The organism is Streptomyces polygonati, from assembly GCF_042650325.1.
GTDB lineage: Bacteria > Actinomycetota > Actinomycetes > Streptomycetales > Streptomycetaceae > Actinacidiphila > Actinacidiphila polygonati.
Genome location: NZ_JBHSBB010000039.1, coordinates 1 through 14,245 on the forward strand (window position 1 = coordinate 1; position 14,245 = coordinate 14,245).

Sequence of the window (14,245 nt, forward strand, 5' to 3'; positions counted from 1 at the left end):
CGCCGCTCCCGCACAGTTGGCGCCGCCGGCGGGCAGCAGCCTTGTACCTGGTAGCGCGCGGAGCACAGGCCGGGGCGCCAGCCGGCTTCCCATCCCGCTCGGCCCCGTGCTGCGCTCGCCTCTGCCGTGGCTGCGCCAGCAGGGGCTGCTGACAGCGGGCCGGAACAGGGAGGAACTGGCGGTCATTCGTGCCGAACGTTCCTCAGCGCCCGCGCCGGATCGTCCTCCATTCCGCCAGGACCCCATGACGGCTTCAGTGGGCATGCGAGGCTGTGAGGTCGGCGCCGGGGCGGCATCCCGCTTGGCGCGGTCCACACCGGCCAGTCCAGGCACATGACAGTCGCGTCGTCCTTCAGGTAACCCTGATTGACGTTTATCGCTGCGATGGGTGTGCGGGCGGTCCCGCGAGGGGCGACCACGATGGCCGGCCCGGCCAACCGGCCGGGAAGCAAGTACACCGGCACTGCGAGGCCGTGCCGCGCTGAGCACGGCCGCAGAGGATTCCACCGGCCAGGACCATGCCGATCTCCGCCTTCCGGAGGTGCCCAATAACGCCGGATCGGCGGAGACGCGCAGTGAGAAGGCATCGCGGAGTGCTTCGAAATGCTCCGTGGTTGGCATGGTCGTCACGCTGTCGGCTCCGAAGGCGTCGCGGGCCCGGTGTGCGTGTCGTCGGGAGCCGTCCAGGAGGCGAGGATGCGCAGTGCTTCGTCCCGAGGGGGTCCCCGGCTCGGCAGTGAGCACCATGAGCCGCTGCCCACTGCCGTCGGGGCTGGTCCAGGTGTCGCAGTCCAGGTGAGATTCCCGACGATTCGGTGGTAGTGGTTGGTGCCGTGCGTCACGCTGTTGACCCGGCGTTCGGCACACCACGTGCGGAAGAGACATCGTCGGCCAGGTAGGCGGTGCGGGCGTGCCAGCCGCCGAAAGCTTCGGTAGAAACCGCGAAGAAGGCGGTCATGCTCTGCAGCGCCGACACTTCCACCTGGCTCACCCGCCGTCCGGACAGCACCCCGGCGCGGTGGGTCGTGGACCGCGGGACCAGTTCCTCCTACTCAGGAACCGCCAGCGCGCTGAGCCGGTACACATCGATTCCTGATATCCGGTCCCGCTCGGGGTTCAGCTGACTTCTGGTGAGTTCGGCCAGATGCTGCACCGGGTTCGCCTCCCAGGACCAGACCGGAATGCGGCCAGAGGTTCGGGTCAGGCCGGCGTCCTCGCTCGCCAGCGGTTCGCCCAGACGGTGGGCAAACGCCTCCACGATGTATGCGGGCGCCGGAGGACGCGGGGCCAGCCGCTGGGGCCCAGTGCCTGTCCGGATCATGGAACCGTTGAAGGTAAGCCGGTCCACGATGTCCGCGCGGAGCCTGGATTGGTGAAGGTCTTCGTCCACCCGCTGCACGACTCGCTCGAGACGATCACAACACCGTTCTTCTCACGGGCTCCGTGAGAACCTGGAACAAGAGTTCAGCGCCGGGCCGGTAGAGGTCTACGTAAGCCGAGTTCATCACCGCACAACAGGTTGCAGGCGCGGGTAGCCCTGCACCGCGGTCTCGGTGTCCAGCGCAATGAGCAGGTGGGACTTGCCGTTTCCTCAGTCGTCGACCATGTCCACGCGGCTTGGTGGGCGTCGGGGCCGCCGGTGTGTCAGATCCCGGCCGGTGTGCCGGCCTGCGGGGGTGTGGACGCGGTGCGGATCCGGCCGGTGTTGAAGCGGCCCTCGGCGATCTCCCGGGCGAGTTGGGACAGTTTGAGGCTGTGGGAGCGGGCGTAGGCGCGGAAGACGCGGAAGGCTTCGTCGACGGGGAGTTGCCAGCGTTCGGCGAGGATGCCTTTGACCTGTTCGATGATGACCCGGCTGTTGAGGGCGTACTGGAGCTGGTCGCGTTCGGCTTCGCTGTGGGCCAGGGTGCGCTGCTGCAGTATCGCGATCGTCGCCACGTCGGCCAGTGCCTGGGCGAGGGTGAGGTCCTGGGGGCTGAGCGGCTGGGGGTCGGTCTGGAACAGGCCGACCGCGCCGATCACCCGGCCGCGCAGCCGCAGCGGCAGGGCGCTGGTGGCCACGAACCCGGTTTCCTGGGCGCCGCGGGCGAACAGCGGCCAGTCCGCGGTGGCCCCGGGGTCGGTGAGGTCGATGTTGGTGCGCGCCCGGCCGCTGCGGTAGCACTCGACGCAGGGGCCCTGGTCGTACTGGAGGGCGAACAGTTCCAGCAGCCGGGTGTGCTCGTCGGAGGCTGCCAGGACATGCAGGACGCCGTGCTCGTCCGCGAGCAGGATGCCGACCGCCGCCACGTCCAGGATCTCCACGCAGCGCTCGGACAGCTTCTGCAGGAAGTCGATGACGTCGAAGTCGGCGATCAGGGAGTCGGCGACCTCCACGAAGACCTCGGTGACCTGCTGTTCGCGGCTATTCATGGCGTTGGGTCCTTGTCTGCGGCGGGCGGGAGGGGTTCGGTGCCGGGAGCCAGTCGCAGTCGTCTGGCCACGATGTCGCGAGCGGTTTCGGTGAGGGTGCGCCTGCTGCTGTAGGCGTGGGCGCGCAGGCGCAGCAAAGCCTCGGCCAAGGGTACGGCGAGCTGGACGCTGACCATGCCGGTCGCCTGGTGGACGACGGCGTGCTGCAGGAAGGGCAGCGATGCCGCGTCGTCCCGCGGCAGCACTTCCGGCTGGCCACGTGCCAGCACACGCATCGTCAGCGCCGCCGCCAGCGCGAGGGCGTCATCGGTCTGCGCATGCGTGAGCCGGCCGGGAGCACGCCGGACGGCGGTGAGCACTCCCACAGCGATCGCCCCGATGCGCAAGGGGAAACAGAACACCGCCCGCGCCGCCTGGTCCGGTGCCTCCATGATCAGCGCGGGCCACCGGTCCTGGCGCACCCGCGCCAGATCCGGGATCCGCACCGCCGTGGCGCTGGCCAGGCAGTCCGGTCCCGGGCCTTCACCGAGGGTGAACTGCAGGTCTTCGAAAACGCGGGAGGTCTCGTCGGAGCACCACAGAACCTCGCTGCGGCCCGAGCCGGCCGCCAGGGACACAGCGAGTCCGTCCACAGCGAGCGCGGCGGCACCGGCGACGGCGATGTCCACGCCGTCATCGGCTCCACCGCGTTGCTGGAGCAGGCGCAGGACCTCGGCCATGCGGTCACTGATCACTGGACGCCGCCGGCCGCCCCGCCACGGGAGGCATCGGCGGGAGTTCCTCGGAGCGGGAGGAGGGTGCGGTGCGGGGGACATCCAGCAGGAAAGCGGTGCCGGTGAGTTCGAAGACCCGGCGGACTGCGGCCGTCGAGCCATGCAGCCGCACTCGGCCGCCCGCCGCCTCCGCGCAACGTGTCGCGGCCAGGAAGACCTTCAAGCCGCTGACGTCACAGAAGGTGAGCCTGGCCAGATCGACATCGATACTGCCGAACCCCTGGCTGAGACAGTCGTGAACAGCGACGCCTACAGCAGGAGCGGTGGCCAGGTCGATCTCACCCTCCAAGAACACGGTTACCCGGTCGTCGCACCGGTAGAGGGTCATCGTACGCATGACAGTCATCACGCCTCGGTTCCCGGGCTGCCTGCGACAGGCGAAGTGATGATCTTCGCCGACGCTTTCGGACGGGTGTGCCGTACCTGGTGCTGAGGCCGACGCCGGTCCGGGCCCGGAGGCGCACAGAGAGGAAATATGTCGATTGGTGGGCTCGGTGTCACCACGTCAGGTCAGCCACGCCAGGGTCAAGGACGCAGTGCCAAGCCTACCCCGCGATTGTTGCCGCGCATGCGCTACGGGAGAGGCAAGGGAGACCGAGTCCCACAGACACCAGATGGCAAATCATCAAGTTGAGCATAGTCTGTGAGTTAAAATCAAGTCCTCTCGCACTTTGAGAGCTGTCTCCGCAAGGAGAGGCTCTCGGCCGTGACCCCGCTACCGGCTGTGGGGAGCGAATCCCGGAGTGGCATGCCCGGGTGACACCCACCGAAAGGTTCGCGTCCGTGACCGCCGACCCCTCCGTACGTCCCGAGCAGGCAGCCGGGAGCGACTTCGCCCGGCTGTCGAAGAAGATCGCGGACAGCGGTCTGATGACCCGCCGCCCCGGCTACTACACGCTGCGCGTCGGGCTCGTCGCCGCACTCTACGCGGGCGGCTGGACCGCCTTCGTGCTGGTGGGCCGCAGCTGGTGGACGCTGGCGGTCGCCGCGTTCCTCGCCGTGGTCTTCGGCCAGGTGGCCCTGGTCGCGCACGACGTGGCCCACCGCCAGGTCTTCCGGCTCCGCAAGGCCAGTGAGGTGTCCGGGCGGATCGCCGGCAACGCGGGCATCGGCATGGGCTACGGCTGGTGGCAGGACAAGCACACCCGCCACCACGCTAATCCCAACCACGAGGAACTCGACCCCGACGTGGCCCCCGACCTGCTGGTCTGGTCGCAGGACCAGGCTCGCGCCGCCAAAGGATTCGCCCGCGTGATCGGCCGCTGGCAGGCCTTTCTGTTCTTCCCGCTGCTGACGCTGGAGGGCTTCAACCTGCACGTGGCCGGGGTGCGGGCGCTGGCCGACCGCTCGCTCAAGAGGCGCCTGCTGGAGGGATCACTGCTCTTCGGGCACTTCGCGGTCTACCTGACCGTACTGTTGCTGGTGCTGCCGCCCGGCATGGCGATGGCCTTCCTCGCCGTCCACCAGTGCCTCTTCGGCATCTACCTGGGCTCGATCTTCGCCCCCAACCACAAGGGCATGCCGATCCTGACCGGCAAGGACCGCCCGGACTTCCTGCGCCGCCAAGTGCTCACCTCGCGCAACGTTCGCGGCGGATGGTTCACCGACATTGCTATGGGCGGGCTGAACTACCAGATCGAGCACCACCTCTTCCCCAGCATGCCCAGCCCCCACCTGCGCAAGGCCCAGATCATCGTCCGGCGCTACTGCGAGGAGCTGGGCGTCGCCTACCTGGAGACCAGCCTCATCACCTCCTACCGGCAAGCCCTCGCCAGCCTCCACCAGGCCGGCGCCCCCATCCGCGGCAAGAGCGCCCCCCTCCTGTAGGCAGCTGCGGGCCATTCCGGTACGGCGCACCGAGGAATCCAGCCGATGAGGACAACACAGTCGTCTGCGCCCGGCTGCACGTCGGTTGGTCTTGAGATGCCCGGCCGTCCGGCGGGATGGACGGCCGGGCCCAGTCGGGCGGCCGTTAGCCGTGCCTTCCGGGGGAAACAGGCAACTCCGGGAGGACAACGGGTCCGGGCGTGCCCGCTGCTATTCACCCTAGGCGGAGCCCCCCTCAGCCGCCTGGTACGCCACGGTGCGGCGGGCGGCTCCACGCGGCGGCCCCGGCGTCCGGCTCGGTGGTGGCCCACCAGATGGCGTTCGAGCCCGTGACGGCCGAGCACGGCTGGCCAGCCGGTGGGTGAGCTATCCGGCTGTGTACCGGGGGCCTTGGCGGTGAGCCGGCTGAGACGACCGAGTACGTGGGGCACGGCGCTCAGCTCGTCGGGGAACCCCGGACGAGTTGGTACGTGGTGGACAGTGGTCGGTGTGCGCCGACGCCGACCTCGATTTTGGACTGGCTGGCGTCGGCATAGCCATCACCCTGGCACGACCGCGCGGTCTCATGGCATGCCCGAAGTCATCCGCTCTCGGGGGAGAAGGTGGCCGCCACTGCCTCCAGTCGCAACGCCTCCAGCGTCTCGATCTGGTCCCGCGCCCGGCTGAGCAGGCTCCTCAAAAGCGACTCATCGAGATCGTGCCGGTCCGTGGCGATCACGAGCAGCGTGCGCCAGATGAGGGTTTTTCCCTCGACTCCCAGTCGCAGGGTCTCCAGCTCGATGAGCGCGCTCAGTCCGGAGCGGCGGTAGAGGACACCGTTCGACTTCAGGCGGGCAAGCCTCTCGGCGGCCCAACCCCCGTAGATCTTGTATCGGCGGGCGGGCACACCGAGCGAGCCCATGATGGCGAGGAGGGTCTGCCGGTCCTGAGCGATATCCTCGGCGATGCGCTCCAGGTCGGCTCCCCCTCCTGAGCGGCGGTGCTGATGCGCGATGCGCCGCGCGATCCCGACGCCGAAGGTGGCACCGGCCAGATGGTCGTTCAGATAGATACCAAGCCTGGCACCTTGCACCGTGAAACCTCTCTCGCTCATCCTCCGCCAAGCTGATTGCCAGCCGCCGCCTCACGTCCCGCACCTCGACAGCAAACCGCGAGCGGACACAGCCGATACGACGAAATGCCGCCGTGTGCCCTGAACGGCTCAGGAGCGTGGGGCACCAGGGCCTGCACGACCTGCTGAGAGCCTCGATTCAACGCCGGGTCCGAGATCAACACGGCCACCCCCTGCGCGACGGCGGCGTGCGTGACCTGCCCACTTCCCGTTCTCCGTGGCCAGACCGAGTACCGCGCGTCACGTCGCCAAATGGACAGGCATGTAACCCACCATCGCGTCAGCACCGGGCATCGCCTTCCACAGGCCGACCAGCCGAACGGGGTCGACGGAACCTCTCGGCCGTATCACCCCGCTTGGCAACCGTGCTGGACGCCCCGCCGACCATGGCCGGCGGGGGGAGCTGGACGGCCGAGAGTCCGCCATTTTGGGAATGGGCTTCTTCCAGGAGTCGGGGTGGCGGGGCATCGTGCGCCCTGGGGCAGCTCGCAGGTTCAGAGGGGCAACCGGACCGTGATCCTTTTCCCGGCGGCGGTGTGGGTGACCTCGAAGCCGAAGGAGAGCACGACGACGATTTCCAGGCCATGTCGCCCGACCCGAGCCGGATCATGGCCCATCACCGTCACAGGCCGCGAGGAGGTGTCCCAGACGGTGATCTCGACAGCGTCGCTCAGCAGTTCGAGGTCCAGGCCGCACGGTCCGGTGGTGTGCTTCACGGCATTGGTGACCAGTTCGCTGACCACCAGTTGAGCCTCCATGAGCAGGTGCGGGGGAGCCGCCGCGGTACCGTCCTCGCCGCCGATGCGGTCGAAGAACACCGCGGTCAGGTGCCGGGCCGCCGCGACGGCGCCCGGCTCGCCGGCGTAGACCTCGCTGCTTCGCATCACACCGCCCCACCCCGGCGGTCCCACCATCGGCTCTGTGCCGTATGCCTGACCGCTCCGCGAGCGACCAGTGCGCGATCCGCAGTGTCGCCGGACAGAACCTGCCTACCCCGGTCGTGACGGTTGAACGGTCTTTCGGCATCAGCCTGCCCGTAACCGGCCGGGCTTCAGGTGGCCGCCCGCACCACCGGGAGCGGTCACCTGCCCAGCGTCGGGACGCCCCCGGGAGAGATGGACGGCGGGCGCCACCCACCTGTGAGGGTGCGCGGCGCCCGCCGTTCGGTCTACTTCCGGGAATTCACCAGCGATACCAGCGTCCCCGGCTGCCGCTGGAATGCATCAGCGACGTCGCACGAGGCCAACTGGAACCGGACGGGCAGCTCCTGATCAGTCTCAAGGACACGGAGCAAGGCGCCACTCACGGTGACATCCAAGCCCTGCAGGCGAGCCTTGACACCATCGAACAGCTACTGCGTCACCTCACGGCGCCTCCCAGCACCTGAGTTGCACAAGTGGACTCTGCCTGACGACGGATCCGCACTCGGCGTCAGCAGCGCCATCCCTTCGACTGCGGGTCGGCAGATCGCGGAGGTCCTGTCGTGATGCGGTGAGCCCGCCCGTACATGGGGGCGCGCTCCCGGGGGGCCATGGGCCCATTGGTGTCGGGTGCACCACGGATGGGGCAGCCCGGGATGCAGGGCGCAGGTTCGTTGCGAAGACTCGGGTGCATGGCGGAACAGCGTGTAGGGCGCTCCCGGCCGGCGACCAAGCGACGCAGCAGCTGTCCCGCCCTAGCGGCGGACGCGGCGGAGGCCGCGCGTCGGGATCTGCGAGCACCAGGGCGTTCAGCTCGCGGTGTGCGCGGCGTGCGACAGCTACCTGCCCACATGCCGGTGGGGCTGTCCGAAGCCGTTGGGCAGATTGCGGAGGTACCCCTCCTAGTGTTCCAACAGCGCAGTGTCGATCCGGCCCTCGGCTTAGGCGCGGTTGAGTACGAGCGAGCCGAACGCGGACGACGGCGAGTTCGCACGCCTCCTTGGCGGCCCTGTCCAGCACCAGGGAGATTCCGACACCCCGGACCGGTGTCGGAGGCAGCAGGATCAGCCCCTTCAACATGCCCGTCTCAGGCTCGGGTCGCGCATCCGACGCTTCACGCCCTCGGAGGTTCCCACTGATGGACAGCTCGAGCAAGGCGGCGGTGAGCGCCGCCATCGCCAGCGGCTATCTGCTCGGCCGCACCAAGAACGCCAAGTACGCCTTCGCCATCGCCACCTATGTGGCCGGACGCAGATTCAGCCTGTCGCCGTCCAAACTGGCCTACGAGGCCCTGCGTCACCTCAAAGAGAACCCCCAACTGGGTGATCTGCGCGACAAGGTCAGCGGTGAACTGCTGGCCGCGGCCCGGTCAGCAGTGACGGGCTCCGCCGACCGCAAATTGGCCGCGATGGCGGAAACACTGCGGGAGCGCAACGAAGCGGCGCACGGCGCCAAAGATAAGGACATGGACGACAGGGAGAACGCTGAGAACCAGGGCGAGGAAGCCTCGGCCGACCCCGACCATGAGCTGGAGGGTGCCGGGGAAGAGCCCGAGGACAGCAAGGCGGAAGCCGTGGAGGACAAAGAGGAAGACGAACAGGAGTCTACGGACACCCATCACCTGGAGGTCCGGCACGTCCCCGGCCGCAGCCGGTCGGAACGCTCGGCACGGCAGCGGGCACCGCACCGGGACAGTCCGGACGAGGAGGACATGGAGAGGCTTGCGGCCCAAACAGCATCGGAGAGGAAGCAGAGCACGGGCCAGGCCACAGCGAACAAGACGCTGGCGCCCAAGAAGGCGGCGGCAAAGAAGTCCACACCCATGGGCCAGAAGGTGACATTTGATAGTTCACCGTCACCGTCGAACCGGCGCGGAAGGTAGACCGGCATGGCCGAGAACAAGAACGGCTCCGATGGCGGCGGCACCGGGCTGGAGGATCTGCGCGAGGAGGTCTCCGACTTCCTGCACGGCATCGCGCACGGGTGGGTGGAGAAGGCCGAGGACAAGGTGTCGGGCCTGACCGACAAGCTCACCGGCATGGCCGAGGAGAAGGGCGGCACGGCCGCTATCGGCGCCCGCATCCTGAAGGGCGAGAACCCGGCCAAAGCGATGCTCGGCCAGAAGACCAAGGACACCAAGGACAAAGTCGTGGGCAAGGTCAAGGAGGCGATCCCCGGAATGGGTGGCGGCGGCAACGAAGGAAACTCCAAGACCACCAACATCATGGAGAGCATCGACATCGGTGTTCCGGTCCGTATCGCCTACGACCACTGGACCCAGCTGGAGGACTTCCCGACTTTCAGCAAGGGCGTCCAGGACGTCTCGAAAGAGGACGACGTCACCTCCAAGTGGACGGCCAAGATCGCCTTCTCCACGCGAAACTGGGAGGCGACCGTCGAGGAGCAAGTGCCTGACGAGCGGATCCGATGGACCTCGGAGGGCCCCAAGGGCACCACCAGCGGCGTGGTCAGTTTCCACGAGCTGGCCCCCGACCTCACCCGCATCCTGGTGGTTGTCGAATACACCCCCGACGGCTTCATGGAGAAGTTCGCCAACCTATGGCGTGCGGCCGGCCGGCGCATGCGGCTCGACCTGAAGCACTTCGGCCGGCACGTGACGATGAACGCCGATGAGGAGATCGAGGGCTGGCGCGGCGAGATCCGCGACGGCGAGGTCGTCCGCTCCCACGAGGAAGGACTGCAGGACGACGAGCCCGACGAGGACGACGAGCCCGACGAGGACGGCGAGGAAGAAGAGACCGAGGAGGAGCCGGGCTCCGAAGACGCCCAGGACGAGTCCGAGGACGACGACGAAGAGGACGAAGACGAAGCCGAAGCCGATGAGGCGAGCGAGGACCGCGCGCGTCCGAAGCGTTCCAAGGCGAAGCGCTGAGGGGCATGCCGGACGACGTAGTCCGGCGTCGGCACGGGGACACGGTGGCACTCTGACCGATCGTCCCCACCTCGATCACCGAAAGCAGTTTCGGCCTAGAGGCCACCTCCGCACAGGTGGGTCGGTTGTGGCGCGGCCCCATCGCAGGCCATGTCCTGCAACGGTCGACTTCGGCCATACGGTTCTGCTTCTTGTTCGTCTTCGACGGCGGGCACCCGCAACGGCTGACCTAGTCGGACATACGGCAAGGCCGCCCCGCGCCGGTCGGCGCGGGGCGGCCTTGTGAGGTCGTGGCGGGAGGGAGCGGCTCAGATTTCGGCGAGGCGGTCGGCAAGGTTGAGGGCAGCGGTGGCGAGGGTGAGGGCGTGGCAGAGGCCGGTGACCTCGTAGAGGGTGGGGTGTATCAGGGTGGGCCAGTCGTCGGGGGCGGTGGGCCATCGGGCGAGCAGGACTTCGGTGGTGGCGAGGCCGAGGTGGGCGTGGACGGTCCAGCCTGCGTAGGGAGCGGGTTCCCAGCGCAGGCGGATGCGGCCGAGGGGGAGTCTGGTGGTGCTGGCGGGGAGCCAGGCGACGTCGAGCGGGCCGTTGGGAAGGCCGGAGATACGGCGGACGAGTGCGCCGCCGGTGTCGTTCGGCATCGGCCGAAGGGCGAGGCTCCGCAAGGGAAGCGCGGCGGAAGCGTGAAGTGGCGCAGGGATGGGTGCCTCCAGGGGGAGCTGTCGGGCGGGTTCAGGTCCAGGCGAGGGCGTCGCGGACTCCGGGCGGGAGGTAACCGTCCTGGCCGTCCTCGGCGATGTAGACGAGTCCGTCGCTGATGACGATGCTGGCGCCGAGGAAGTGGGCGAAGGGCCAGTCGGGGTTGACGGCGAGGCGGATCCGCAGGTTGGGGTCGAGGTCCTGGAGCTGCTGGAGCAGGTAACCGACGGTCAGGTCGTGGGGCACGGAAACCTCCGGGAAGTGGGATACGAAAGGTGGGATACGAAGAGGAAGGCAATGGTGCGGCTGGGAGTCAGCGCGGGAGGCGGAGCCGGTCGCGCAGGACCTTCGGGCCTTTCGCCGGGCTCGGTTCCGGAGCGGGGTGTGCGGCCAGGTGGCGGCGGGATTCGTTGACGTAGCCGTTGCCGGGGTCCTCGGCCGGGGGCCGGTCGGCCAGGTACGGGGCCGACCGGCACGGGGCGATACTCAGGCCGCCAGGCGGAAGAGTCGCTCGGGGACCGGCGCGGTGTCGTTTTCCACCGTGATCAGGCCCCTGTGGAGGAGGCGGAGCAGGCAGATGGCGATGTCTGCGTCGCGGACGCGCATGGCGTGGGCGATCTCGGGGATGCGGGCTCCGTCGGGCAGGGCGGCGAGGATGGCGACGATGTCGCTGTCGCGGGTGAGGGACTTCTCGTAGGCGTAGTCCCAGGTGTGCACCAGTCCATTGACGGTGACGACCAGGCTGAGCGCGAAGGCGGCGCTGTGCACGGGGGTGTTGGCCGCCAGGGTGAGGCCGAGGGTGGTGATGGCGGGACCGGCGAACCGGTGCGGGCTGAGCGGGAGCTTCAAGGGCGATTCCTTCGTGCGGGGGCCGTGGGCAAGGTGCGGTCCCGGCAGCAGGCCGGGCCGCCGGTGGTTCAGCGGTCGGCGTGGCTGATGAGCGCTTCGAGGAACCCGGCCACGGCCCGGCTCGGGACGTCCGGGCCGAACTCCTGTACCCAGGGCTCCGCATCGCCTTCAGCGGGGGTGGCCTGAACAGTCCAGACGATGCCACGCCGCCAGGCGGCGGTGTCCTCGGGCAGCCAGCCGACGTAGACGCGCCCGTCGGGGCTGGTGCAGTGCGCGTTGGCCTCCGGGGTGGCCACGATCGCCCAACCGCGCTCGCTGAGCAGGCTGATCACCGGGTCCGCGCAGCCGTCGCCGGCCAGGGAGGGGCGCTCGGTGACGACGGGGCCGAAGAGGGCGGGCAGGTTGCTGCCGGCGGTGTTCAAAACGGGACGGTCCCTTCGTTGACCTGCGGTTTTTCCCGACACCCGTACGTTGACATGGGGTCTGCCGAAGCTCGTAGTCGTATGGCGGGGGAACGTGTCTGCCGTGGGCGAACTGGCCGTCGACGTCGGCAGACCGGCCGCCCTGGAATGGATCAGGGCGGCCGGTTGTCGTAGCTGGGTTGCGGCGCACGGCCGTACGAGGCCGAAGGGGCAGCGCATGACGGAGCAGGGCGGCAGACACGGGGACGGGGCCGGGCTGGAGCGCAAGATCCGCGCCGCCGGGCGGCCGTGGACGATCGGCGACACCGCGATGGTCGCCGACGGTCAGTGGGCCGTGGGCCTCACCGCCCAGGAGGACCCAGAAGCGGACACGGTGGTGGAGCAGCGAGTCGCGGACGGGCTGCGCGTGGAGATGACCGTGGAGGAGCTGGCCCGCGCGGTGGGCCCCCGTTCAGGGGACGCCGCCCACCTCGACGACCACATCGACTGATTGGCTGTCAGCTCTGCTTGGTGGGGGAGGCGGCGGCGCGGACCGCCGCGTTCTGGTCTGCGATGTCCGCGGCAAGCCGGAGAACCGCACCCACAGCGGGGTGGCCGAGCGGAGCTGCGGTGATGACCTCGCGGATGAGCCGGTATGCGGCATGCGGGCTCCATTCGAGCACGCTGTCGGGGTAGGGCTGGTGGCCGTTGTCCATCTGGACGAGGTCGCGACGGACTCGGCGGAGTGCGGGGACATTCGCGGTAGGGCGGGTGGTGGTGCGGTTCGCCTCGATGGTGGCGTCGAGGAGCCGTAGGAGTGTGGGGTAGGCGTCGGTCCATGAGGCGGGGCGTTCGCAGGCCATGGGTAATTCCTCTCCTGGTGGTCTTGTGTCGACGGTCCTGAGCCGCGTTCAGGGGCTACCGGTGGGGGCTGCTGGTGGCCGCCGGTTGGCTGGCAGCGGCGGGGATGGCGGTCTGATCGGGTGGTTGGCCCGGGGGCCGGGGTGCCTGCACGGAGCGGGCGACGGCTGCTTGGGCCAGGCGGATCGCGGGGGCGCGGTCTGTGGGCAGGGCCGCTTCGCGGGCGTCGATGATGTGACCGATCGCCTGCAGGCGGGCGTGGCTTTCGGCCTGGGCGACCCGCAGATCCACCGCGGACCTGGTGATCCGTTCCAGGTCGTAGAAGGCCGGCACCTGGCCGGGCCGGGTCATGGCGTTCAGGCGGTCCTGGTGGACGACGACCGCGTTGGACGAGACGACGAGCGCGGAGCGGATGTGCATCGCAGAGCGCAGGAGTGGGTCGAGCGCCGGGCGTTGGACCGCGATGGTCTCCAGCTCCTCGATGGGGCGGGCCCAGGCGTTCTCGATTATCGCGGTGGCCTGGTCGAAGACCGTGGGATGGGACACGGGTGAACTCCTCTTCTCCGACGTGGGTTTGGGTTAGCGGCCCGGACCCGGGCGGTGCGGAGCGGGGGCTTGGTGTGGAGCCGGGATGACGGGCCGGGCGGCGCCGGCGGGCAGCGTGGAGCGGGCGCGGGCGGCCTGGGCGCGGCGGACCTCAAGCGGCGTCGGCACGGTGGGTTTGACCGCGGTCGCGGTGGCTTGCGGCGGCAGACGACGCAGGTCGTCGCCGTACCGGATGACCGGGGCCGGGTCAGTCAGGGCGGTGTGCATCGCGGCCACCAGGCCCTCGGGGGTGAAGGAGGAGGCGGTGGCGTACCACTGGCTGCCCGGCGGGCCGGCCAGGGTGAGCCAGCGCTCCTGGTGCCCGGTCATCTCGGCGCTGTGGTCGAGCCGGCTTCGCCGGAGGTGAACCTCTGCCAGGCCGTCGGGGGAGTGGAAGGAGACGCCGGCGGTTGCGAAGCTGTGGCTCCACCCCGCAGCCACCAGGGGAGTGCCGACGTCGAGCGCGGCGAGATCGCTGCTGCCGTAGTAGAGGTAGGAGTGAGGGCCTTCGGCGTATGCGGCGGCGAGCGCGGTTGTGAAGCCCGCGACGATCTCGGTGGGGGCGCTGTCCTGGAAGGTGACCAGCCAGCGGGGCATCGCGAAGGGGTCGGAGTACGCCGTGATCTTCCACAGCGCGTCGTCGTCGCCCTCGGGCAGATAACCGAGCCGGACCGTGTGGTCCGGGGTGGTGACGTAGACGTTGCCCAGCTTGTCGTGGTTCAGGGTCCAGCCCCGGTCGAGCAGGGGCCGCAGCGCCACGTCGCCGGAGCTGGTGGGTCCGGCCAGGTAGCGGGGTGTGACGTGGTGATCGCGCCACCGGTCGTCGGTGGGGTCGTAGGCCATGGCTTCCTCCGTAAGTTGTTGGGCGGCCCGGGAGGGCCGGGTGTGGCTTATGGCTTCTTGCCTTCAGTGGCTTC

General features: G+C 69.2%; 17 protein-coding genes and 2 pseudogenes. 4 read left to right on the forward strand and 15 right to left on the reverse strand.

What is annotated here, in order from left to right; genetic code table 11:
* Nucleotides 1-626: 626 nt before the first annotated feature.
* The 6 genes and pseudogenes from ACFO3J_RS32490 to ACFO3J_RS32515 form a co-directional block, all read right to left on the reverse strand.
* A pseudogene (locus tag ACFO3J_RS32490) lies at nt 627-878 on the reverse strand (MmyB family transcriptional regulator); the annotation flags it as partial.
* Nucleotides 839-991 (reverse strand): hypothetical protein, encoded by a 153-nt coding sequence (locus ACFO3J_RS32495; RefSeq protein ID WP_386437303.1) that lies wholly within the window; start codon nt 989-991, stop codon nt 839-841. The gene ACFO3J_RS32495 and the pseudogene ACFO3J_RS32490, both read right to left, overlap by 40 nt.
* A gap of 294 nt (nt 992-1,285) precedes the next feature.
* A pseudogene (locus tag ACFO3J_RS32500) lies at nt 1,286-1,591 on the reverse strand (ATP-binding protein); the annotation flags it as partial.
* A gap of 53 nt (nt 1,592-1,644) precedes the next feature.
* Nucleotides 1,645-2,412: a GAF domain-containing protein gene (locus ACFO3J_RS32505; RefSeq protein ID WP_386437306.1), complete on the reverse strand. Its 768-nt coding sequence runs from the start codon at nt 2,410-2,412 to the stop codon at nt 1,645-1,647.
* On the reverse strand, nt 2,409-3,131 hold the full coding sequence (locus ACFO3J_RS32510; RefSeq protein ID WP_386437307.1) for an ANTAR domain-containing protein: 723 nt from the start codon (nt 3,129-3,131) through the stop codon (nt 2,409-2,411). The genes ACFO3J_RS32505 and ACFO3J_RS32510 overlap by 4 nt, the downstream gene beginning before the upstream one ends.
* Nucleotides 3,132-3,135: 4 nt before the next feature.
* Nucleotides 3,136-3,513 carry an STAS domain-containing protein gene (locus ACFO3J_RS32515; RefSeq protein WP_386437309.1) on the reverse strand — a complete coding sequence of 126 codons (378 nt, stop codon included), beginning with the start codon at nt 3,511-3,513 and terminating at the stop codon, nt 3,136-3,138.
* A gap of 455 nt (nt 3,514-3,968) precedes the next feature.
* Between ACFO3J_RS32515 and ACFO3J_RS32520 the strand changes: the two genes are divergently transcribed.
* On the forward strand, nt 3,969-5,012 hold the full coding sequence (locus ACFO3J_RS32520) for a fatty acid desaturase family protein (RefSeq protein ID WP_386437310.1): 1,044 nt from the start codon (nt 3,969-3,971) through the stop codon (nt 5,010-5,012).
* Nucleotides 5,013-5,592: 580 nt separating this feature from the next.
* On the opposite strand, the gene ACFO3J_RS32525 is transcribed toward ACFO3J_RS32520, so the two are convergent.
* Both ACFO3J_RS32525 and ACFO3J_RS32530 read right to left on the reverse strand, forming a co-directional pair.
* Nucleotides 5,593-6,105 carry a hypothetical protein gene (locus tag ACFO3J_RS32525; protein ID WP_386437313.1) on the reverse strand — a complete coding sequence of 171 codons (513 nt, stop codon included), beginning with the start codon at nt 6,103-6,105 and terminating at the stop codon, nt 5,593-5,595.
* A 512-nt stretch (nt 6,106-6,617) separates the two neighbouring features.
* Nucleotides 6,618-7,007, reverse strand: a complete 390-nt coding sequence (locus ACFO3J_RS32530) for an ATP-binding protein (protein ID WP_386437316.1) — start codon at nt 7,005-7,007, stop codon at nt 6,618-6,620.
* A 1,174-nt stretch (nt 7,008-8,181) separates the two neighbouring features.
* Here ACFO3J_RS32530 and ACFO3J_RS32535 point away from each other — a divergent pair.
* Both ACFO3J_RS32535 and ACFO3J_RS32540 read left to right on the forward strand, forming a co-directional pair.
* A complete protein-coding gene (locus tag ACFO3J_RS32535; RefSeq protein ID WP_386437319.1) occupies nt 8,182-8,925 on the forward strand; it encodes a hypothetical protein in 744 nt (247 codons plus the stop codon).
* Nucleotides 8,926-8,931: 6 nt separating this feature from the next.
* Nucleotides 8,932-9,936, forward strand: a complete 1,005-nt coding sequence (locus ACFO3J_RS32540; protein ID WP_386437322.1) for an SRPBCC family protein — start codon at nt 8,932-8,934, stop codon at nt 9,934-9,936.
* Nucleotides 9,937-10,244: 308 nt separating this feature from the next.
* Here ACFO3J_RS32540 and ACFO3J_RS32545 read toward each other — a convergent pair whose 3' ends face one another.
* The 4 genes from ACFO3J_RS32545 to ACFO3J_RS32560 form a co-directional block, all read right to left on the reverse strand.
* Nucleotides 10,245-10,574, reverse strand: coding sequence for an esterase (locus ACFO3J_RS32545; protein WP_386437324.1), 330 nt, complete (start codon nt 10,572-10,574; stop codon nt 10,245-10,247).
* A gap of 91 nt (nt 10,575-10,665) precedes the next feature.
* Complete coding sequence (locus tag ACFO3J_RS32550; RefSeq protein WP_386437326.1) at nt 10,666-10,878, reverse strand: hypothetical protein; 213 nt, start codon at nt 10,876-10,878, stop codon at nt 10,666-10,668.
* Nucleotides 10,879-11,118: 240 nt separating this feature from the next.
* Nucleotides 11,119-11,481 (reverse strand): hypothetical protein, encoded by a 363-nt coding sequence (locus tag ACFO3J_RS32555; RefSeq protein WP_386437329.1) that lies wholly within the window; start codon nt 11,479-11,481, stop codon nt 11,119-11,121.
* Nucleotides 11,482-11,549: 68 nt separating this feature from the next.
* Complete coding sequence (locus ACFO3J_RS32560) at nt 11,550-11,903, reverse strand: DUF317 domain-containing protein (protein ID WP_386437331.1); 354 nt, start codon at nt 11,901-11,903, stop codon at nt 11,550-11,552.
* A 217-nt stretch (nt 11,904-12,120) separates the two neighbouring features.
* Between ACFO3J_RS32560 and ACFO3J_RS32565 the strand changes: the two genes are divergently transcribed.
* Entirely contained in the window at nt 12,121-12,393 is a 273-nt protein-coding gene (locus tag ACFO3J_RS32565; protein ID WP_386437334.1) for a hypothetical protein, read from the forward strand.
* A 7-nt stretch (nt 12,394-12,400) separates the two neighbouring features.
* On the opposite strand, the gene ACFO3J_RS32570 is transcribed toward ACFO3J_RS32565, so the two are convergent.
* From ACFO3J_RS32570 to ACFO3J_RS32580, 3 genes are read right to left on the reverse strand one after another with little or no spacing between them, the layout of a single operon-like run.
* Complete coding sequence (locus tag ACFO3J_RS32570) at nt 12,401-12,745, reverse strand: hypothetical protein (protein ID WP_386437337.1); 345 nt, start codon at nt 12,743-12,745, stop codon at nt 12,401-12,403.
* 55 nt (nt 12,746-12,800) lie between these two features.
* Nucleotides 12,801-13,289: a hypothetical protein gene (locus ACFO3J_RS32575; protein WP_386437340.1), complete on the reverse strand. Its 489-nt coding sequence runs from the start codon at nt 13,287-13,289 to the stop codon at nt 12,801-12,803.
* A 33-nt stretch (nt 13,290-13,322) separates the two neighbouring features.
* The gene (locus ACFO3J_RS32580; protein ID WP_386437343.1) at nt 13,323-14,171 is read right to left on the reverse strand and encodes a DUF317 domain-containing protein; all 849 of its coding nucleotides are present in this window, start codon (nt 14,169-14,171) and stop codon (nt 13,323-13,325) included.
* Nucleotides 14,172-14,245 lie beyond the last annotated feature (74 nt).